The sequence below is a fragment of the Propioniciclava flava genome (genome assembly GCF_004126535.1).
GTDB lineage: Bacteria > Actinomycetota > Actinomycetes > Propionibacteriales > Propionibacteriaceae > Propioniciclava > Propioniciclava flava.
Map to the genome: position 1 here is coordinate 109994 of NZ_PPCV01000003.1, position 21479 is coordinate 131472.

At 70.5% G+C, this 21479-nt stretch carries 17 protein-coding genes; 6 read left to right on the forward strand and 11 right to left on the reverse strand.

What is annotated here, in order from left to right; translation table 11 throughout:
• The first annotated feature begins 43 nt into the window (after positions 1–43).
• Positions 44–1726, forward strand: coding sequence for a DUF885 domain-containing protein (locus C1706_RS05270; protein ID WP_129458185.1), 1683 nt, complete (start codon positions 44–46; stop codon positions 1724–1726).
• 2 nt (positions 1727–1728) lie between these two features.
• Positions 1729–2691, forward strand: coding sequence for a Gfo/Idh/MocA family protein (locus tag C1706_RS05275; RefSeq protein WP_129458186.1), 963 nt, complete (start codon positions 1729–1731; stop codon positions 2689–2691).
• Between the two features lie 66 nt (positions 2692–2757).
• On the opposite strand, the gene C1706_RS05280 is transcribed toward C1706_RS05275, so the two are convergent.
• The gene (locus C1706_RS05280; protein WP_129458187.1) at positions 2758–3531 is read right to left on the reverse strand and encodes a PIG-L family deacetylase; all 774 of its coding nucleotides are present in this window, start codon (positions 3529–3531) and stop codon (positions 2758–2760) included.
• A gap of 55 nt (positions 3532–3586) precedes the next feature.
• Complete coding sequence (locus C1706_RS05285) at positions 3587–5143, reverse strand: aspartate:alanine exchanger family transporter (protein WP_129458407.1); 1557 nt, start codon at positions 5141–5143, stop codon at positions 3587–3589.
• Positions 5144–5345: 202 nt separating this feature from the next.
• On the opposite strand from C1706_RS05285, the gene C1706_RS05290 reads away from it, so the two are divergent.
• Positions 5346–6041 (forward strand): FadR/GntR family transcriptional regulator, encoded by a 696-nt coding sequence (locus tag C1706_RS05290; RefSeq protein ID WP_164987442.1) that lies wholly within the window; start codon positions 5346–5348, stop codon positions 6039–6041.
• A gap of 12 nt (positions 6042–6053) precedes the next feature.
• On the opposite strand, the gene C1706_RS05295 is transcribed toward C1706_RS05290, so the two are convergent.
• On the reverse strand, positions 6054–7031 hold the full coding sequence (locus C1706_RS05295) for a PfkB family carbohydrate kinase (protein WP_129458189.1): 978 nt from the start codon (positions 7029–7031) through the stop codon (positions 6054–6056).
• A 120-nt stretch (positions 7032–7151) separates the two neighbouring features.
• On the opposite strand from C1706_RS05295, the gene C1706_RS05300 reads away from it, so the two are divergent.
• A complete protein-coding gene (locus C1706_RS05300; RefSeq protein WP_129458190.1) occupies positions 7152–7754 on the forward strand; it encodes a CueP family metal-binding protein in 603 nt (200 codons plus the stop codon).
• Here C1706_RS05300 and C1706_RS05305 read toward each other — a convergent pair.
• Positions 7751–13255 carry an ATP-binding protein gene (locus C1706_RS05305; RefSeq protein WP_129458191.1) on the reverse strand — a complete coding sequence of 1835 codons (5505 nt, stop codon included), beginning with the start codon at positions 13253–13255 and terminating at the stop codon, positions 7751–7753. The two genes, C1706_RS05300 and C1706_RS05305, sit on opposite strands and share 4 nt — an antisense overlap.
• 225 nt (positions 13256–13480) lie before the next feature.
• Here C1706_RS05305 and C1706_RS05310 point away from each other — a divergent pair, with 225 nt between their 5' ends.
• Positions 13481–13675, forward strand: coding sequence for a hypothetical protein (locus C1706_RS05310; protein WP_129458192.1), 195 nt, complete (start codon positions 13481–13483; stop codon positions 13673–13675).
• Position 13676: 1 nt separating this feature from the next.
• On the opposite strand, the gene C1706_RS05315 is transcribed toward C1706_RS05310, so the two are convergent.
• The 4 genes from C1706_RS05315 to C1706_RS05330 all read right to left on the reverse strand — a co-directional run bounded on the left by C1706_RS05315 (position 13677) and on the right by C1706_RS05330 (position 17663).
• Positions 13677–14462, reverse strand: a complete 786-nt coding sequence (locus C1706_RS05315) for a TspO-related membrane protein (RefSeq protein WP_129458193.1) — start codon at positions 14460–14462, stop codon at positions 13677–13679.
• Positions 14463–14691: 229 nt separating this feature from the next.
• Positions 14692–15582, reverse strand: coding sequence for an NAD(P)-dependent oxidoreductase (locus tag C1706_RS05320; protein WP_129458194.1), 891 nt, complete (start codon positions 15580–15582; stop codon positions 14692–14694).
• Between the two features lie 75 nt (positions 15583–15657).
• Complete coding sequence (locus C1706_RS05325; RefSeq protein ID WP_129458195.1) at positions 15658–16329, reverse strand: response regulator transcription factor; 672 nt, start codon at positions 16327–16329, stop codon at positions 15658–15660.
• Between the two features lie 65 nt (positions 16330–16394).
• The gene (locus C1706_RS05330; protein ID WP_164987443.1) at positions 16395–17663 is read right to left on the reverse strand and encodes a sensor histidine kinase; all 1269 of its coding nucleotides are present in this window, start codon (positions 17661–17663) and stop codon (positions 16395–16397) included.
• 159 nt (positions 17664–17822) lie between these two features.
• On the opposite strand from C1706_RS05330, the gene C1706_RS05335 reads away from it, so the two are divergent.
• On the forward strand, positions 17823–18518 hold the full coding sequence (locus tag C1706_RS05335) for a hypothetical protein (RefSeq protein WP_129458197.1): 696 nt from the start codon (positions 17823–17825) through the stop codon (positions 18516–18518).
• Here C1706_RS05335 and C1706_RS05340 read toward each other — a convergent pair.
• From C1706_RS05340 to C1706_RS05350, 3 genes are read right to left on the reverse strand one after another with little or no spacing between them, the layout of a single operon-like run.
• Positions 18515–19267 (reverse strand): energy-coupling factor transporter transmembrane component T family protein, encoded by a 753-nt coding sequence (locus C1706_RS05340; RefSeq protein WP_129458198.1) that lies wholly within the window; start codon positions 19265–19267, stop codon positions 18515–18517. The genes C1706_RS05335 and C1706_RS05340 overlap by 4 nt on opposite strands.
• A complete protein-coding gene (locus C1706_RS05345; RefSeq protein ID WP_206660991.1) occupies positions 19264–20850 on the reverse strand; it encodes an ABC transporter ATP-binding protein in 1587 nt (528 codons plus the stop codon). Before C1706_RS05345 ends, C1706_RS05340 begins: the two co-directional genes overlap by 4 nt.
• Positions 20847–21479: an ECF transporter S component gene (locus C1706_RS05350; RefSeq protein WP_129458199.1), complete on the reverse strand. Its 633-nt coding sequence runs from the start codon at positions 21477–21479 to the stop codon at positions 20847–20849. Before C1706_RS05350 ends, C1706_RS05345 begins: the two co-directional genes overlap by 4 nt.

Below are 21479 nucleotides of genomic sequence, written 5' to 3' on the forward strand. Positions count from 1 at the left end.
GCGCCCTCTGCCGTGCGCGCGCGTGGGTCGCTACGGTGATTTGGTGAGAGAAACCACCGCCATCGATCAACTGGCCGACGACTACACCCGCGCCCTCCTGGAACACAGCCCGCTCCTGGCGACTGAGCTTGGCGTCCCAGGCAGCGACCACCTGCTGGACGACTTCTCGCCCGAAGGCGCCGCAGCGCTGGCCGATCTGGACCGCCGCACCCTGGCCGCCTTGGACGAACTCACCCCCGCCGATGACACCGATGTCGTCACCGCCGCATCCCTGCGCGACCGGCTCGGGCTCAGCCTCGAAAGCTACGAGGCGGGCGACCACGAGCGCGACCTCAACAACATCGCCTCCCCGCTCCAAACGCTGCGCAACGTGTTCGACCTGATGGGTCAGGACACTGCAGAGCAGTGGAACACGATCGCCGGACGCATGGCCGCGATGGCGGGTGCGCTGGCCGGGTACACGGAAACGTTGCGCGCGGGCATCCGGGCAGGTCACGTCCCGGCACGTCGTCAGGTCGACCTGGCGATCACCGAGGCAGCCGAACTGGCCGACGCCGAGGGTTCCTTCTTCACGACGCTCGTGGCGAACGCCGTCGTCGATGGTCAGCCTGCGTCCGGGGAACTCGCGGCCGCTCTCGCGAATGGGGCAGCCGTGGCCCGCGAGGCCTACGGCACCCTCGCCACCTTCCTCAGCGAGGAGCTTTTGGAGCACGCGCCCGCAGCGGATGCGGTCGGGCGCGACGCCTACCAGCGGGCTTCGCGGCAGTTCCTCGGCACCAGCATCGACCTCGACGAGACCTACGCCTGGGGCGTGGAGGAACTGGCTCGGGTCACCGCCGAACAGGAGGCCCTCGCCCAGGAGATCGCTGGCCCTGGCGCCAGCGTCGCTGACGCGGTCGCCGCCTTGGACGCCGACCCGGCCCGCCAGATCCACGGCACGGACGCGCTGCGCACCTGGATGCAGACGAAGGCCGACGAGGCGATCGCCGAACTCAACGGCGTCCACTTCGACATCCCCGAGCCGCTGCGGCGCATTGAGGCCATGATCGCCCCCACGCAGTCCGGGGGCATTTACTACACCCCGCCGACCGACGACTTCTCGCGTCCGGGGCGCATGTGGTGGAGCGTCCCCGCTGGCGTCACCACCTTCAACACGTGGCGTGAACTGACGACCGTCTACCACGAGGGCGTCCCCGGGCATCACCTGCAGTTCGGGCAGGCGGTCTACAACTCGGCCGAGTTGAACCGCTGGCGCCGGGGCGTGCTGTGGCTCTCGGGCCACGGCGAAGGCTGGGCCTTGTACGCCGAACGTCTCATGGACGAGTTCGGCTATCTCGCCGACGCGGGCGACCGGTTCGGCATGCTCGACTCGCAGCGGCTGCGGGCTGCCCGTGTCGTCGTCGACCTCGGCGTCCACCTGGGCAAGCCCGCCTTCGAGCAGTACGGCGGCGTCGTGTGGGATTACGACAAGGCGTGGGCGCTGTTGAAGGACAACGTCAACATGGACGAGGCCTCCCTGCGGTTCGAACTCAACCGCTACATGGGCTGGCCCGGGCAGGCGATCAGCTACAAGGTGGGCCAGCGGCTGTGGGAGCAGATTCGCGCCGAAGCCACGGCTCAGGCGCAGGCCCGGGGCGAGGAGTTCTCGCTGCGTGACTTCCACTCCCGGGCGCTCAAGCTGGGGTCGGTGCCGCTGTCGGTCCTGCGGGACGCCCTGAACGGGTGAGCATGCTGCGCTTTGGCATCGTCGGCACCAACGTCATCAGCGACTGGTTCGCCGAGGCGGTGGCGTCCCGCGCGGACGCCACCGTCGCCGCGGTGTACTCGCGTGCGACCGCGTCCGGCGACGCCTTCGCGCAACGTCACGGCATCGCTTCGGCGACCACCCACTATGAGGCGATGCTGGATGCCGTGGACGCGGTCTACATCGCCAGCCCGATCATCGCGCACCATCCCCAGGCCATGACGGCGCTCGCGGCTGGCCGTCACGTTCTGGTGGAGAAGACGATGGCGGGCTCGGCACCGCAGATCGCCCAGATCCAGTCGGCTGCGGCGGCGTCCGGGCTGATCGCCATGGAGGCGGTCCGCAGCCTCTACACGCCCGCTTATGCGGCGATCCGGGCCGGGTTGGATCGTCTCGGCACCCTGCGGCAGGCGTCCTTGAGTAAGCAGCAGTATTCGTCCCGCTACGACGCGTTCCGGGCCGGGGAGATCCTGCGCGCCTTCGACCCGGCCCTGGAGAATTCGGCGCTGGACGACATCGGCGTGTACGTCCTCCAGCCCGCCCTGGACCTGTTCGGCCTGCACCCCGACACCGCCGACGGCGCCTCGGCGTACCTGCACAACGGTTTCGAAGGGGCAGGGACGCTGACCCTCGGCTACCCCGGCACCATCGTGAGCGTGACCTGGTCCAAGATCACCCATGGCGTGACCCCGAGCGTCATCACCGGCGAGGACGCCTCCCTCGTCATCGACGACCTCGCCGAGACCGGGTCCGTCATCCTGCGTCCACGAGGCGGCACGCCGGAAACCCTGTTCGCGCAGACCCCGCCCGCACCCGGGAACACCATGTCCGGTGAGATCGACGCCTTCCTCGCTCAGGTGGCCTCCGGTGTTCCCGATCCCCACCGCACCGAGGTGACCCTGGCCGCCCGGCGACTGATGGACGCCCACCTGGCGCGTCCGCGCTAGGGAGCCACGCCTCGCGGCCCTAGTCCGGGTGGCTTCTCAGGGGCGGTGGCGTGCCGGGCGAAGCGTTCAGGCGCGACGCAGGGTGAAGCGGGTGGCAATGGGTTGGCGCTGCCCGCCAACGTGCACGACCTCGTCGCCGTCGACGGTGACCTGGGTCGCGTGGTGGGCCAGCGCGGCCTTGACCTGATCCAGGTAGGCGGTGGCGTCCACGTGCTCGCCGGGGCCCTCAGGGTCGGAGGCCACCTCCCAGAACGGGATCCCGAGCAGCCGTGCCGCCTCCACCGTGGGGGTGTGGAGGGCGATGTGGTCGGGGTGTCCGTAGCCGCCGTGGTCGTCGTAGCTGACGAGAGCCTCCGCCTCGCACGCGGTGGCGAAGGTGGCGATGTCGTGGGCGATCTCGGCGGGTTCGGCGCGGCTCAGCGCATCGGGTCCGGCGTCGGGGCCTGGCCCTGCCAGCGTTTCGGCGGCGTCCAACCACACCATGCCCGAGTCGGTGTAGCGGCGGGGGGTCAACCCGGCCGCTCGCGCCCCCTCCTCGCCCAGGAACGCGACGCGGCACACCCCCAGCGTCCGCGCCGCCGCCCGGACCTCCGCGATGCGATGCTGGGCGAGCGCCTCGGCCTGCTCCGCGCTCAGCGTCCCCGCGCTGACGGCGCCGGGAACGGTGAAACTGCCGGGCACGATCTCGCCCTGCTCGCCACGCGTCCCCGTCAGCAGGAACACCTCCACGCCCGCGTCAGCCAAGGCGGCGATCAGGCCGCCGGTGGCCAGCGTCTCGTCGTCAGGATGGGCGTGCACGAACAGGACGCGGCGAGCGCCCCCCAGCAGTTCCGAACTCATAACGCCCCACACTAGGCCCTGCGCTGAAGGCAGGGCTCCCGGCATCCCGCTGGCGTCAGGCCAACGCGATGACTTGGACCAGCAGGATCTTCACCACGGTCCCGAGCGCGAACAGTGCCCCGTAGGCCGAGTCGATCCGCTCGTCGTTGACGCGCCCGTTGGCGTAGGCGAGGATCGCGGGCTGGCCCACGAACCCGGCCAGGGCCCCTGCCGTTCGCGGGGCCGACAGTTTCACCGCGCGGGCGGCGACGATGAGGACGGCGCAGCCCAGCAGCAGAATGAGCGCCGACATCGCCACGACGGACAGGCCCTCCCACGTGAACGCCTTGGCCACGAACGAGGGACCCGAGGCGAGGCCGACGCAGGCCAGGAAGATCATCAGCCCTAGTTGGCGCAACGTCGCCCCGACGGGCTGCGGCAGATCCCACCGGAACGGACCCACCCGGTGCAAACCGCCCAAGATCATGCCGACGACCAGCGGACCAGCGGCGGCGCCCAGCCCGAACCGGATCCCGCCCGGAAGCGGGATCGACACGAACCCGGCCACCAAGCCGAGCAGGATGCCGAGGCCCAGCGTGAGGGCGTCCACCTGAGAGACGCGTCGCTCCGAGTCGCCGAAGAACTCCCCCGCGCCTTCGAGATCATCGCTGGGGACCACGGCCAGGACGCGATCGCCGGGCTGAAGGACCAGATCGTCGCGGGCCAGCATGTCGATGTCGCCACGCCGGACCCGGGTGACGATGCCGTGGAGGCGTCCGCTCACGTTCAGCTCGGCAATGCTGCGCCCGACCAGCGACGGGTTGGACACCAGGAACCGCCGGAAATCGACCTCGCGACGGTCGTGGGTGAGCGTGCGCTCACTGTCATGGCCGAGGAAATCGACCGCCATCGCAACATCGTCGGGGTTGCCGACAGCCAGCACCCGGTCGCCCGGTTCGAACGGTTCAGTGGGGTTGAGGACGCGCATGGCGCCGTCGCGTTCCAGGTAGGAGAACTTGACGGCCTGCTCGCTCCAGCCCGGCACGTCGTGGCACATCACCTGCTTGGACACCACGACGCTACGGGCCGTCAGCCCAGCCTCAGCCAGCGACGGCGAGTCACCGGTCCCCGGCCAGCGGCGCGCGACGATGAACGCCACCACGGCCATACCGACGATGACCCCCGTCGGATACGCCAGGGCATAGCCGACCAGAGTGTCGGGGGCACCGCCCGTCGCCGTGATCGCCGCATCAATCGCCGGTGAGGTGAGGACGCCCGCGTACGCGCCCGCCGCGATGTTGCGGGTCAAGCCCAGGGCGGACGCCAACCCGACACCAGCCCCCGCCATCGCCACCAAGCCGAGGATGCCCGCGAGCATCAGCCCCCACTGGCGGCGCAGGTCGGAGCGGAACGTCGTACCCGCGACCAGCCCCACCGTGTAACAGAACAAGACGACACCCAGCGACTTCACCAGGCCCAAGCCTTGCCCGAAACGGGGATCCAGGGCACCGACGACCAGCCCCATGAACAGCGCCCCGGCTGCACCGAAGCGGATGGGCCCGAACGGGATCTGGCCAAACAGGCCCCCCAGCGCGAGCACGATCATGAGCGTGAGCAACGGGTTCGCCGCCATCACGTCGAGCACACCGACCTACCTTCTGCGCGGGGTCGCCCCGCGGCGTCAAGGCCAGTGTCTCGCGCCGGGCGCGGACCCTTCGCAGGCGGTCATCTGGCGGATTCGGCAACACCCCGGCACGACAGGCAGCCCCGCGGCAACGAGGCGCTGCTGGGCGGCACTTGGCTTGGGCGCGCAGCGGATCGGTCACAATGGGGCTATGACAACGGGCGTGGGTGGCTACGAGGTGGTTTTGGACTACCTCACCGGAGAGATCCTGCAGGGCCACGCTGCACCCGGGACGCGTCTGCCGAACGAGCGCGAACTGGCCTCCCGGCTGGGCGCCAGCCGCAGCGCCGTCCGCGAAGCCATGAAGGTGTTGCGCGCCCAGGGCGTCATCGTCACCCTGCCCGGCGCTGCGGGCGGGACGAGGGTGGCGTCCGAACCCGGCGACGCGTTCGGGCACATGCTGAAACTGCACGTCGCCTTGGACACCATCTCCAACCGGGAACTCACCCACACCCGCATGGTGCTGGAACGCGCCTCAGCCGAGGTGGCTGCCGAACAGCACGACGAGACGGCCCTCGCCGAACTCGACGCCCTGGTCGAGCAGATGACCGACGGCACCAGCGCGCTCGCCTTCAATGAACTCGACACCGCATTCCACCTGACCATGGCGCGGATGGGTCACAATCGGCTCGTCCGGGATCTGACGGTCGCGATCCGCGAGACGGTCACCTCGCTCCTGCTGGCCGCCGAGCATGTGGCCCCCGAATGGGACCGGCTGCGCGATGAACTGACCGCCGAGCACCGCGCCATCGTGGCCGCCATTCGCGCCGGGGACGTCGAACGCGCCGGACGCCTGAGCGCCGAGCACATCCAGCACTCGCACGCCGCCTTGGGGCTGGCCGACTAAGGCTCGGGTCGCCTACCTCTCGGTCTGGAGGGCGTGCAGCACGCGCTGCCGCGAAGGGATCGCGTCTTGCGCACCCGCTGCCGTGACGGCGAGCGCCGCAGCTACGGACGCCTCACGCACGGCATCCTCCCAGGAGAGGCCTTGAGCGCGCGCCGCGGCGAGCACCCCACAGAAGGTATCCCCGGCCCCTGTGGTGTCGACGACATCGTCCACCAGGTACGGCGGCACTGTGCTCTCACAAGCCTCTTCTCTCGCAGGCCCAGGCATCGCCACACCTCCATCGGCCAGACTGGCGGCCCGGGGCGTCATCGCCAGCGTCACGCCCGCGGCTCCCCGCGTGATGATCGCCACAGGAACGTGAGCCACGAGGTAGGACGCTGCGGCATCAAGGTCAGGCAGCCCGGAGATTTCCCTTGCCTCATGCTCGTTGACGATCAGTGCGTCCACGTCAGCGAGGAGTTCGACGGGCAGCGGACGTGCCGGGGCCGCGTTCAACAGGAACTCCGCGCCGCAGGCTCGGGCCGCACTGGCCGATGCCACCGCCTCCACGGGGATCTCCAACTGTGTCACGACAACCCGAGCACGCGCCACCATCTCCTTCTGAGCTGGGGTGAGCGCCAAGGTGGCGTTGGCGCCGGGGGCCACCACGATGACGTTCTCCCCATTCGCAGCCACGGAAATCAGCGCCTGCCCCGTCGGATCACCGCTACGGGCCAGCATCGCCGTGTCGACACCATCGGCGGCGAGGCGCGCACTGAGCCATTCCCCCTCGGCGTCAGCCCCGACGGCGCCGATGAACGCCACGAGTGCCCCTCCGGCCCGGGCTGCCGCGACCGCCTGGTTGGCTCCTTTTCCACCCGGGGAGCGCACAAGGCTCGTGGCCAGCACCGTCTCACCCGGGGATGGAAGGTGAAGGACCCGTGCAGACACATCCACGTTCGCGCTCCCCACCACGACCACATCGAATGCTGGCAGCTCCGATTCCCTCATGTCCGCTGTTTTACCATCGGCCATTGCCCGCTGCACTACCCAGACGGCGGCCGCGCCATACCTTCGGGGGGTATGCCTATACTACGTACCGTAGGAGTCGTCGATCACGGAGCATCTCTCATGCAGCACACGCACCTGGCCCTCCCCGCAGCCGCCCTGGCCGCCCTTCTCGCCCTCGCAGGCTGCACGACACCGGCCACCCCGCCCGCCGCGCCCGCGGCGAGCACCCAGGCGTCCGACGGCACCGGCAACGGCGTCCTGGCCTCGCTGGGGCTGACCGGGCTCAGCGGTCCGCAGATCGTCGAAAAGCTGGACCACGACCCGGCCACGCGTCCGCTCCGGATGAAGGCGTCGGTGCGCCCCGACCGGGTGATCCTCGGCGACGGCACGGCCGAGACGTCCGTCCCGCTCGCCGGTGCGCAAGAGTTCTACCTGTCGATCGCCCCGTTCGTGAACCAAACGCACGACTGCTACTTCCACAGTCTGGCGACCTGCCAGGGCGAACTGCCCCGCGCCGCGGTGCACGTGACGATCACCGACTCCCACGGCGCGGCCCTCGTCGACACCGACGCGACCACCTACGCCAACGGCTTCGTGGGGTTCTGGCTGCCCCGTGACATCAGCGGCACCGTCACGATCACCACCGACGGCAAGACAGGAAGCGTCCCGTTTGCCACCGGCCCCCAGGACGCCACCTGTCTCACCACCTTGCGGGTCGCTTAGCTCTCGCCGCCGCCCACCCGGGACGCGTAGGCCTCGATCACCTCGACGATCCCCGGACGCAACTGCGCCGGGGTGATGACGCGGTCGACCGAACCGACCTCGACCGCCCGGTGAATGCTGTGGACGGCGTCGAACTCGGCGGCCACCTCGGAGATCTTCTCCGCACGCACCGCACCACGCGCTTCGGCCAACTCCAACTGGAGCGCAGCCCGGGTGTGCGCTGGCGCCTCCCGCAACTGAGCCTCCACCGAAGCCACCCGCGGGTCGGACGCTGTGCGCTTGGCGACGTCCCCGGCGAACACGACCGCAGCGGCAGGAGCCCCGCCCAGCACTGACGCGAACGAGCCTTCCAGCGCCAGCACCGTCATGTTCTCGTTGAGGCGCTTGGAGAACACCACGAACGCTCCCCCGTGATAGCGGGAGATGACGACGAACACGATGGGGCCAGAGAAGTTCACGATCGCCCGACCGATCTCGGCGCCGTACTCCAGTTGCAGGTTCCGCATCGATTCCGGTGACCCATCGAAGCCCGACAGGTTCGCCAAGACCACCAACGGGCGGTTGCCGGACGCCGCATTGATCGCCCGCGCCGCCTTCTTCGACGACCGCGGGAACAGCGTGCCGCCCGTGTAAGTGTCGGGGCCGTCGGTGGGAGGGAACCCTTGACGCGGCACCGGCTGGGACTCGATGCCCAGCACGCACACCGCGTGCCCGCCGATGCGGGCGTCCATGACGACGGCGGTCTCGGCGTCCGCCATGCCCGCCCAGCGTTCTACCCGGGGGTGATCCGCGTCACACACGGCCGCGATCACGGTACGGATGTCGAACGGCTTCTTGCGGTCGGGGTTCTTCTCCGCGGAGAAGATCTCCCCGACGGTACGAAACTCCGAGCCCTCGATCTGGTGGGGGTAGGCCGAGACGTCACGGTCGACCGGGTCGGTGGTGAGGGCGCGGCGCGGCGCGCGCTCCCCGGGCGCGATGTAGCTGTGCGCGTAGTGACTCATGAGGATCCGCATCGCTGCACCCAGGTTCGGTGCCCAATACTGCGCCTGCCCGTTGGGGCCCATGACCCGGTCGTAGCCGCCGATGCCGAAGTTGTCTTCGGCGGAGACGCCACCGGAGAAGTCGAGGGACTGCTTGCCGGTGAGGACCATCGCCGAGTCGGGCGTCATCACGAGGATGCCCTTGGTGTGCATGAGCATGGTCGCTTCGGCGTTCCAGTAGGGCTGGGCGCCGACGTTGATGCCCGCGACGACGACGTTGATCTCGTAGCCGTCTTGGGTGAACGAGACGATGCGGCGCAGCGCAGCGGCTACCCAGTCCATGTTCTCGGTTCCCGACTGCATCGACACCCGAGCCCCCGACGACAACGCGAACCACTCCACGGGCAGCCCGCGTTCCTGCGCCAGGTCGAGGGCGGCGATGATGCGGCGGCATTCGGGTTCGGACAGCGCACCCAGGCCCTTGGTGGGGTCACCGGACAAGGCGATCCGGGTGATGCCCTCGGGGTACAGGTCCGTCGGGGTCGTCACCTCGGCGACGATGATCCCTGCCGTGTTGTTGCCGGGAGCACGATCCACAGGGACGAGGCGCCCCTCGGCGTCCAGGTCGAGTTCGGTGAGCGTGCCACCGTGACCAGCCAGGGAACGCGACAGCTCGTAGGGGTACACCAGCCCGCGCCGACGGGCACGCAGCACCTTGGTGGCGTAGTCATCCAGCGGTTGGAGAGGTTCGGTCGGCGGCGCCCCGATGGACGCCGTGACGCCCGCGCCCGGCACGTTGTGGAACCGCACCGCCACCGGGACGGTGCCGTCCGGGGAGGCGTAGCGGCCCTGGCACAGCACCTCCTCGATCCCCGCCCCATCAGAGAGCGGGGTGATCTTGGTCTGCAGGGCGGCGACCTCGTCCAGGCCGACATCGAACTCGGGCCACACGTGAACCCAGACATAGTTCATGTCGAGTTTGCTGCCTGCCTGACCGCGCTCGGCGCGGGTGCGACGGATCGCTTCGAGCCCGTTCTCGACGGCACGCTCGGCATGCGGCAAGCCGAGGAGGCGCCCCTCGGCGTCCCGGACGACCGCCAACTGCCGCACCTGCGCCATCGCGACGAGGCGGCGATCCTCCGGGTTCGTGCGGGCCACGCACTCGAACAGCACCACATCCTCGGGGGCGGGCAGCCGGGTGAGGTGGAACTCGCGCAACCGCCACAGATCCAGGCGCCGTGCCAGCATGGCGTGCATGCCGCGCATGTTCTCGTCCTCGGCGAACCCGCCGGACGCGTCGGGACGGAAGGAGCGGTACTCGACCCCGCCGTCGGGGGTGCAGATCCCGACGAGCACGCGGCGCACGCCCGAGCCCCAATCCCAGGTCGCCAGCGTGGCCTCCAGGTCGATCGACACCGATGCGGCGTCCACCCCGGCGGGCCAGGCCACATACAGTTCCACGACCGCCTCGGCACCGGGGCGTCGACGGGCGAGTTCCGCGGTGACGATCCGGGCCAGCGGGCCCTCAGCCGCCAGTTCGTCGCTGCTGCCCAGCGTCGACACGAACCGGGTGGGACGCCCCTCGATCTCGTAGTTCGCGGTCAGGACGGCCCGGCCGTCCACCTGCGTGGCAGTCACGTCGGCCAAACCGAAGTCCGCGTAGTACTTGCGCAGCAGCACCTCCAGCATGGGCTCGTGCGCGCTCACCCCGTGACGGGCCAGCCGGTCGGCGAGGAAGCTCGCCGTCCACTCAGGAATGGCGGCCAGCGCCAGGATCCGGGGGGCATAGTCGGGCGCGTCCGGGTGAGCGGCCAGGTCAGCCACCTCGTCCGCGACGCCAGCCAGCACCGCCGCACGCTCGGCGTCCACCTGCGGCTGGTCGAACCAGCGGAACCGCACGGAACGCGCCACATCGCCCACGGCGGGGAACCGGAGCTGGGTGGCCCGCACCAGACGTTCCAGATGCGCGCGCGCCGAATCGGCCAGCCCTGCGCTCGGCGCGGGCTCCCCGATCCAGCGGTCCAGGATCCGCAGCACGATGGGCAGATCGTCGGCGCCGCGCTTTTGCGCCAAGAAGATCCGGAAGACGGCCTCATCGAGGGCGGGCGTCCGGTCGAGACTGTCGACGCCGTAGTGAGCCAGCACGGTGCGCAGCCGCTCCTGGAACTGCTCGGGCAGCCCAGCACGGTCGGCGTCCAAGGTCGTCAGGTAGCGGTGGAAATGCTCACGGTCGGAGTGGACGCGCAACTCGGTGTTGACCTGCTCGCCGAGGGGGCGGTTGCGGTTGAGGGCGGCCAGGTCCGCGAACAGGCCGATCAGGGCGATCTCACCGGGCAGGACGTCTCCCCCCGCCGCACGCACCTCGTCGCGGGCGGCCAGGTAGGCCTCGAGGGTGTTGGCCTGCGGCGTGACGTCGTAGCCCATCAGCGTCGCCGAGAGGTCGGCACGGAGCCGATCGGCGCGCGCGGACGCGTCCGCATCCGGTGTGAGGGCGGGCAATTCGACGGTGGTCGCGTCCGAGGATTCCTCCGCACCCCCCTCGCTGAGGGGTTCGAGGCGGACCAGCGGCGCCATCGTCTCGACCTGCGAGCCGGTCATCACGAGTAGTTCCTTGACGCGAGCGTCGAACGGCGCGGCGATGACGCTTTCCATCTTCATGGATTCCAGCACCACGACCGGAGCGCCCGCGGACACCTCGTCGCCGACCGCGACGGGCGTGGCCACCACCAGCGCCGGTGCCGGGGAGCGCAGGACGCCGCCCTCGTCACGGGAGACGCGGTGCATCACGTTGTTGACCTCGATGAGGTGAACGGGGCCGTGCGTCGCCGACACGATCCGGTACTGGATGCCGTTGACCCGCAGCCGCCCATGGACGTCGTCGAGGCGTTGCACCTCGACGCGCGCCAGGTGGCCGTCCACCTCGACGGTGAAGCGTCCCGGGCCCGTCGCGTAGGCCGTGACGCGGTGGGCTGAGCCGCGCAGCTTCAAGTCGACGCTCACCCCGTCGGTGTGCTGCGTCTGCGGGCGCCCGCCGTGAGCGGTCTCCAGGAGACGCTCGGATTCGACGGCCGCAGCGTCCTCGTAGGCCTCGATGGCGGCGGCGACCAGCGCCACGCCCGCGTGCGCGTCGGGAACCAGCCCGCCCTGCGCGCGAACGCGATCGATCCACCCCGTGTCAGCCCAGGCCACGCCGGGGGCACCGACGACCTCGGGCCGGTCCAGCAGTTCCAGCACGAAACTCTTGTTGGTGGCGCCCCCGTCAATGACGACGGTGGTCTCCGACAGGGCACGCCGCAGGCGGCCCAGTGCCTCGTCGCGGGTGCGTCCGTAGGCGATGATCTTGGCGATCATCGAGTCGAAGTCGGCGGGGATCGCGTCCCCCTCGGCGACGCCGGTGTCGACGCGAATGCCGGGCCCAGCAGGCAGATCGAGCCGGGTGATGAGCCCGGGGGCGGGCGCGAAGTCACGGTCGGGATCCTCGGCGTTGAGCCGCGCCTCGACCGCGTGCCCGAACTCTTGTGGCCGGTCGGCCAGCGGCTGGCCCGAAGCGATGGCGATCTGGGCCTTGACCAGGTCGAACTCGTTGGTGACTTCGGTGATCGGGTGCTCGACTTGTAGCCGGGTGTTGACCTCAAGGAAGGCGAACAGTTCGTCGGCGGGGTGGTAGAGGAACTCGACGGTGCCCGCGCCGCGGTAGTCCACGGCGAGCGCGAGCCGTTCTGCGGACGCCTTGAGGTCGGCCACCTGGTCGGGGCGCAGCAGCGGGGACGCCGACTCCTCGATGATCTTTTGATTGCGGCGCTGGACGCTGCAATCCCGCACCCCGAGCGCCCACGCGTGGCCTTGCCCGTCGGCGATGATCTGCACTTCGACGTGGCGCGCCCCCGTGACGAGCTTCTCCAAGAAGACGACCCCGGACCCGAACGCGCGCTGGGCTTCGTCGCGGGTCCGCTGGTAGGCGTCGGTCAGGTCGCCGGGCCCGTCGACGCGGCGGATGCCGCGCCCGCCGCCACCGGCGGTGGCCTTCAGCATGAGGGGGTAGCCGATCTGTGCGGCAGCGTCCAGGGCGGCGTCCAGGGTGTCGACGCCGCCGCGCGACCAGGGTGCCACCGGGACGCCCACCTCTTCGGCGATGAGCTTGGAGCCGATCTTGTCGCCGAGTTTGCGCATGGCGTCCCCGGAGGGCCCGATGAAGGTGATCCCGAGGGATTCGACGAGGTCGGCGAACTCCGCGTCCTCAGCGACGAACCCCCAGCCGACCCACACGGCGTCGGCGCGCGCGTCGCGCAGGACGCGTGCCAGCAGCGCATGGTCGAGGTAGGGCCGGGCGGACGCGGGCCCGAGCGGGTAGGCCTCGTCGGCTTCGCGGGCGAACATGGCGGAGCGTTCGGCGTCGGTGTAGAGCGCGATGGTGGTGATGGGGTCCGCGTCGCGACGTTCGGCGTTGAGATCCCGCACCGCATGGATGAGCCTCATGGCGGCCTCGCCTCGGTTGACGATGGCGATGCGCTGGAACACGGGGCCTCCTTGATGCGACGACGCTCCCGGATGCGGGCGCGTCGAGACGCTCCCGCGTGGGGCTGGGGACGAATCTTCCACCGAATCTTGACGGTGGCGAGTCGGCACGACGCCCTGTCGGCGCACTTTCGGGAATCAACGGCGCGCGGCCCAACACCGCTCGGCGAAGTTTGTAGAGACCCCACAAAGTGGTTTGAGGGCCGCCTGTGGCGCATCATGGACGCCATGGTCGCCCGCTATCTCATCTCCTATCCGTGCCAGGACGCCTGCGGCACGGTCGAGACCGACGAGCGCGTGGATGGTGCGCCCGTCTACCGGTGTCCGGGCTGCGATTCAGAGTGGTTCGAACTCCATGAGCGCACCGTCGCCGCGCCCGGACCCAGCGACCCGCAGCGGGGATCCGCACCCACCGCGCCCTGACCTAGCGACCCGCAGCCGGGATCCGCGCCCGCCGCCCCCTGACCGCCACGGCGGCGACCAGGATCACTGCCGCCGCAGCCACAGCAACCACCCCGACCACGGTCGAGGCCGGTGCGGCGGTGAGGCGACCGACCGCGATCCAGACCATCGCCCAGGCCATGGCCGCCGCCACCGAAATGCGTCCGCCCAGACGCAGCGCGAAGACGACCCCCAGCAGCGCACCGACGGCGAGGATGCCGATCGCCCAGACTTGGCCCTGCTCCAGGGGCGGGTTAACCCCGGACGCCACCAGCGCCGCAGTGACGTTGGCGATGGTCGCGACGCTGACCCAGCCGAGATACAGACCAAACACCCCATCCAGCAGCACGCCCTCAGTGGCCGTGCGGGCCGGAGACTCACTCAGCCGCGCCATCACCTCACCGAGGGTGAGCGCTAGCGCGGCGATCACCACGACGCTGACCCACACCCACCCCACCTGGGTGACCAGGAGCCAGGCGCCGTTGAGGAGCATCGAGACGGCTGCCAACCACCAGATGCGATCGGCCCGCCCCGAGTGCCGCGCCGCAGGCAGCCACTGCCACGCAACGTAAGCGAACAGGCCGAGGTAGATCACCGACCAGATCGAGAAGGCGGGCGAGGCGGGAGTCACCAGCGTGGCGTCGGCGGCGAAGGCACCGCCCGAGCTTTGCTCGACCCGCTGCCCGATCACCCCGAAGCCGTACAGCGTCCCCAGCACCATGAACACGGCGCTGATCGTCACCAGCACCCGGCGCACTGTTGCGGACATGACCGCTCCTCTCTCCTTGGCCGTGCACGGTGCCGGCCGAGCACCTCCACCCTGCCCGGTGATGAGGCTGTTGACCACCGTCAGCACGACTCCACAGCGCAAGACTCCCAGGAGGCCAGCTCCATGCGCCACTCTTGTCGCAGGCGAAGAACCACGGCCCCTCTCGCGTGGTGTACGACGCCGGGTCACCTCCGCCCGGCGGCGCAATCGCGCTCAGGGCGCCACCGCGTTAGGGCAGCCAGTAGCCGGGATCGGCGACGGAGGCGTCGTAGTAGGCCAGCAGCGCGGCCGAATCGGCGGCGTCCAGGCCGCGGGAACGCAGCCAGCGATGCACCTCCGCGGACGCGGCGGTCAGCGGCACCGGGACGCCCGCCCCGCGAGCTGCTTCGGTGGCCCCGTCGAGGTCCTTGATCATGTTGCCGATGCGTCCGGTGACGGTCGGGTCAGCGGTGGCGAACTTGACGAAGAACTCCTGCAACAACGGAGAATCGGCGCGCCCGCCACTGAGCGCACCGCGCACCACCTCGGGATCCAGGCCGCTAGCTCGGACCAGCCCAGAAACTTCGGCCAGAGCGTTCATGGCGGTACCGACGATGATCTGGTTGAGGAGCTTCACCGTCTGCCCGGCCCCCGACGGGCCGCAAGGGGTGATGCGTGCGGCCAGCGCCGAGAGCACCTCCGAGGCACGCGTCACCGCGTCCTGCGTGCCACCGAGCATCAGCGTGAGCGTCCCGGCCAGGGCCGCCGGGGCGCCCCCCGACAGCGGGGAATCCACCCAGGCATGCCCGGCGTCAGCGGCACGGCGCGCGAACCGCTTCGTGGCTCCCGGATCGATAGAGGACATGTCGATCACCAGCACCGGGGTGTCCCCTGTGGCAGCGCCGTGCGCGCCGAAGGCGGCCACCTCGACGATGGGCGCGTTGGGAAGCGACAAGATCACCACGCCGCTCGCGGCGGCTGCCGCGGGCGTGGCTGCCGCCTGGGCGCCTGCCTCGACGGCTCGCGCGACGGCGTCCGGGTTCACGTCGAAGGCGGCCACCTCGTGGCCCGTCTCCAACAGGCGCGTGAGGATCGCCGTCCCCATCACGCCGAGCCCTACCAGTCCGATCGTGCCTGCCATATCGCCCCCGTCGTCGCGTTGTCGGTGGGCCTCATCGTCGCAGACAGGACGCGGCCCCGGGCCGGGAGCGTCTGGTCAACGGACGCCGGGCCCCGCCAGCAGTCCGGCTCGTTCAGCGAGGACGGCGACGCCGACGCGATTACCTACGCCGAGCTTCTGTTGTACCGAGCCGAGATGCTGCTTGACGGTCGCCGGGGACATGTACAGCCTTTCCCCGATCACCGCGTTGGTCAGGCCGTGTCCCGTCGCGACGGCTACCTCACGTTCGCGTTCGGTGAGCGTCCCCATCAGGGCGAGGGCGGCCCGTCGCGCTGCATCGTCACGGCGTCCGACATGGTCGAGCAACTGGCGCGTGCTGCGGGGAGACAGGACTGCGTCGCCCTGCATCACTGCCCTGATCGCTCCCACGATCTCCAGCGGGGCAGCCGTCTTGAGCAGGAAGCCGTCCGCGCCGGCCTCCAGCGAACGCACCACGGCGTCGTCAACATCCCACGTGGTGAGGGCGATGACGTGCGGCGGGCTGGGCAGTGCGCGGACGAGCCGCGTCGCCTCAACCCCACCGAGGCGGGGCATTCGCAGATCCATGAGGATCACCGCGGGCAACACGGCGTGCACCGCCGCGACCACCTCGTCGCCGTCGGAGGCTTCACCGCACACCTCAATGTCGCCGACCGCACCCAGCAGGCTCGCCAATCCGGCGCGGGCCAGCGGATCGTCGTCAACCAGAAGGACGCGGATGGTCGTCACGCTCGCATCCTAAGGCTCAGGTGCGGCCCGGGAACGGCGTTCCCGGATCGTCATGCGGAGCGGCGTCAGACGCCGGAGGCCTCCCGCCAGGGAAGCGTCACGGTGACCCGGAACACCGTCCCACCGGCGGTGAGGCCGTACTTCATGCTGCCACCCAGCAGTTCGGCTCGTTCGGTGATGCCCTGGAGGCCCCGCGCGGAACCGGGCTGAGGTGTGCGCCCGGTGGCGCGGTAGCGATTGCAGGCGTCGATGACGATGCCCCGGGCTGGCGCGCCCTGGACGCTCAGGGTCACCGGGGAGTCGGGGGCATGTTTGCGCGCGTTCGTCAGAACTTCCTGCACGATCCGGTAGACGGCCCGCGACAAGGCAGGGTCGGCCCGCTCTGGATCGGCGATGTAGATCGACGAGTTGATCATCTGACCGGCCCCGAACGACTCCGCAACCACCTCGGGTAGCCGCGCCAACGGGATCGCGACCGGCTCCTCACCCAGGGGTTCACGCAGGACGCCGAGCAGCGAGCGCAGATCCTCCATGGCCTTGCCCGCGCTCTCGCGGACCAGGCTCGCCGAGTCGTGCAGGCGCGCGTCGTCCCCGGCGTTCATCTCCAGGGCCCCCGCATGGAGGTTGAGCACCGACAACCGGTGTCCCATGACGTCGTGGACCTCGCGGGCGATGCGCTCGCGCTCCTGCCGCCGGGCCACCTCGTCGCCCAGGCGACTAACGGCGACCTGCTGTTGGCGCACCTGATGGATCCGGTTCCGCTCGCCGCGCTGCGAGCGAAGGAGCAGGCCGATCCCCCATGCGGCCGCCACCAGGATCACTCCCGCCACCCACACGTGCCACACAGGGATGGCCACCGGCTCGTTGGACTCCGACCCTGAGGCCAGGAACATCTTCGACAGCGAGGCGTTGCGGGGTTGGGCAAGCGCATCCAGTGTCAACACCACGAAGGTCGAGAGCCCCACCGCACCCAGCGTCCACCACACGGCCGGACCGCGTCGGCGTCCGATCAGTGCCGCCAGCAACACCAGGGCGGGAACCATGCCCACCGGCAGCACCAACGGGACGATGGCCGCCACGAGCGTGAACCAGAAGGGGGCGCGGTGGCGCCAGATCAACGCGACGGGAGCCGTCAAGGACACCAGCATCCCCAGCATGGCCGCGTTCGCGAGGCCCGCGGATTTCGGATCGCTTTGCAGCGCCCAGCCCGCCGGGGAGAACACGGTGCTCAGCATCATGCAGAAACTGGTGAGGAGGATGAGGGCGAGGGAGTGCCACCAGGGGGCATATTCACCCCCATCGAGCCGTTCATAGGCCACCTCAAACCTCGCCACAAGCAGCATCGTATGGCGCCAACAGCGTTCCCGGGATGATCTGTTCGGGTCGTCTGGCCTACCCATTCGGCGGGGGTGGCCCTACCCGATCGGGCGATGTGCTGCGGGTCGGCCCACCGTTGAGATGGGGGCAGGACATCAGCCGAAAGAGAGTCAGCCATGAGCGCATCCGACCCCATCCAGCCCTACCCGACCGAACCGGGCAGCACCCCACCCGTGCCTCCCGCACCGACGAAGCGACCTCGCAACACCATCGCCTTGGTCGCCCTCATCGTCGCGATCCTCGGATTCGCGTTCGCCGTCATCGAGGGCGCCTACCTGCTGGGGTGGGTGCTTCTGCCGATCGGGTTCGTCCTCGGCCTGGTCGGGCTGTTCGCCCGCGATCGCGGCAAGGGGCTCGCCGTGGCCGCCGTCATCGTCTCCGTCGTCGGCACGATCGCCGGGGTGGTGGCCTTCACTTCCAGCATGAGCCGAGTGGTGAACGAGAGCTTTCGCCCTGGCACCACCACGGTCGTGCCAAGCCCCGGGGCGACCACGACCGACGCGCCGGCAGGCTCCCCCGCGACCACCGCGAGCGGCAAGCGCACCATCGAGTTGAAGGTCACCTCGGAACGCCAAGCCTCGGTGTCCTACGCGGTGGGCTCGGGCAGCAGCAGTGAGGAGACGTCCGGTTCGTGGAGCAAGACGTTGCAGACCGATCGCGGGTTTGAGTTCGTCTCCCTGAGCGCCATGAACGCGGAATACAGCAAGAAGAACGCGATCACCTGCGAGATCCTGGTCGACGGCGTCTCCGTCTCGCAGCAGTCGGGCGGCGGAACGTCGGCCATGGCGTCCTGCAGCGCGACCGTCAGCTAACCGATCAGGGCGCCCGTCAGGACGCTGACCGTGGCGACGCCACCGCAGCAGGCCATCAGCCTGGTGTCGGTGGCAGTCCACGGGGCCGGGCACGCCCAGGTGCGCGGGACGCCGGTCCGCTGTGGCCGCGAGAACCCGCGCGCTTCGACGGCAATCGCCGTCTGGGCTGCGTCCCGCAGTGCCCCAACCAGCAGCGCAAGGGCCTGCTCAGCGAACCCGCCCACAGCCCGAATCGGGGAGCGACGGTCGTGTATGCCACGGACGCGGCGGATATCGCTGAGGTCGGCCCAGTCCTGGCCGAGGCGCTCGAAGCGCTGCACGGCGACCACCGCGGCCACGACCGGGCGTGGCGGCAGCCGCAGCCGCTGGGCGAGGTGGTCGCCTAGCTCAGCAGGACGCACAAACGCCGCGAAGACGACGCCGGGGACAACGAACAGCCCGACCCGCAGCCCCGCCGTCGCGGCGACCGCCCACGAGTGCGGGGTGGCGAGCAGCCAGTTCGACCAGGCGACGGACGCCACCGCGAGCCCCGCCGCGATCATCCGGCGCCACGGGAACCCGCCGCGTCCGCACCCCACGGGCAGCAGGAGTGCCAGCAGGGCCGCCCCCGCCATCAACCCTGACGCCCGCGGCGTCGCCAGGGCGCCCGCCATCAGCGCGAACGATCCGCCCAGCAGCGACAGCGGGCCGCATGAGGCCAGCAGCCCGCCCGTGGAGCGTCTGCGTGGTCGGCCGGAACTCTTCCTCATGCGTCCGCTCCCCTGGTGAGGACGATGCGGCGAGCAGCGAGGTCGGCCAGCAGGTCGTCGTGGGTGGCCGCGACGACCGCGACCCCCGCGCGTGCCGCCGCCTCGATCACTCCGGCGACCGCGGCCCACGCGTCCCGGTCCTGACCGACGGTTGGCTCGTCGAGCAGCAGCAGGTCGGGTCCGTGCACGACGGCGGTCGCCAACGCGAGGCGTCGCGCCTCCCCTCCGGACAGCCGGTAGGGCGAGCGGTCAGCCACCGCGCCCAGGCCCAGTTGCTCCATGAGGGCGTCACCTCGGCGTTCGGCATCGCGGCCCAGGGCGCGCGCGGTCGCCAGCAGGGACGCCCGGCAGGTGCCGCCGATCACGCTCGCCTGCGGGCGCTGCGGCACGTAGCCCACCCGTGTGGCGACCTGCCGCGACGTCCACCGGTGTGGGTGGGTGGACGCCTCCCGGGCCAGGGGCGGTAGCGCCTCGACGACGCCCCCCACAGGACGCCGTAGCCCCGCGAGTGCCGCCAGCAGCGTCGACTTGCCGACGCCGCTCGCGCCGAGGACCGCCTGCACCTGACCGGCCACGAGGTCGGCCTCGACCCGACAATGGACCACCGAGGCGACCGCACCGCGTCGGGGGCGATCTCGTGCGACGGCGACATCCTTGACACGCAGCAAGGCCGCCCCGCCCGCGAAGGGGCTCGACGTCTCTCGTTCTCGTGCCGAGGCACGGGAACCGCTCCACGCCGACGCGTCGACCAGAGCCCTGCTGTGCGGGGCGCACACGTCCGCCGCGACAGGCCACGGCGTCGGCTCGGGGACGCCCGGCAACCACACCCCCCACGACGTCAGGTCTCTCACCAGGTCAGCGGCGCTGTCCGGCCCCGGAGCGTGGGCGTCCAGGCCTCCACCGCGCACGGGAAGGTCGGCGACCATGCGGCCAGCGGCCACCACGACGAGGCGGTCCACCAGCGGGAGCCAACCGTCGAGGCGGTGCTCGGCGAGCACCAAAGTGAGTGCACGGTCGGCGACCGCGTCGGCGACGCTGTCGCGGACGCGAGCCGCGGCGTCCGGGTCGAGCATGGAGGTGGGCTCGTCGAGCAGCAGCAGCCCGTCGGCGGACGCCAAACTCCCGGCCAGGCCGACGCGCTGGGACTCCCCGCCGGACAGTGCGGCCACCCGATGCTCCTGCCCCACCGAGAGCCCGACGCGTCCCACCAGGGAGCGGACGCGCGGCCAGATCGCGGTGCGGGGAACGGCCCGGTTCTCCATGCCGAAGGCGATGTCACGGCCGACGGTCTCGGCGACCTGCCCCGCGCCGGGATCCTGAAGCAGGAGGGCGGCACCGCCGCCGAGCGGCGTCTCTCCGCCGACGCGCACCTCACCCGTGGCTTCGCCGCTCTCGGCGGCGTCCAGCACCCCAGCCAGGGCACGCAGCAGCGTCGACTTTCCGCCGCCGCTCGGCCCGGTGAGCAGCACCCGCTCCCCCGGCTCCAGGCGCAGGTCCACGTCAGCCAGCACCGGTGTCCGCGCACCCAGGGGCGTCCAGGTCAGCCCGCGCACCAGCACGGCTGCCGGGCGGCTCCCGGTCACCGGCGATCGCTGCGGGCCGCGTGCTCGGCGCCCGGACCGAACGCGTCCAGGGCGCCCGCACGGGCCAAGGCGCGGACCAGCGCGTGGCCTCCCAGGCCTGCAAGCAGCACGCCCGAGAGTACTGAGAAGCCCAGCACAGCAACCTTCCAGGGCCAGGCGTACTCGGCCGCGTAACTCCACCATTCGTAGGCGACGATTTCGAGTGACGCCGCGAGCCCGCCCGCGATCATGGCGACACCGGGCCCGAAGCGGCGCCACCGCAACAGGGCGAAGCCGAGTTCGGCACCCAGCCCTTGCAGCACCGCCGAGATCAGGACACCGGGACCCCACGGATTGCCGAGCAGGTACTCCAGGACGCCCGCGATCAGTTCCACGAACAGGGCGGCACCGGGACGCCGGACGATCAAGCCACCCGCCACCGCAGGCAGCAGCCATACGCCTAATGCCAGGGAGGAGGCGGGCGGAAACGCGAGGGTGAGCGCCGTCCAGGGGGCGTTGAGGAGGTAGTCCCAAGCGATGAAGACGACCCCCATCGCCACCCCGAAGACAGCGGCGACGACAAGGTCGACACCCCGCCAGGCCCCTGGCCCGCCAGGGGCCGGGTGGGCGAGAGTCCGTCGCGAGGCCAT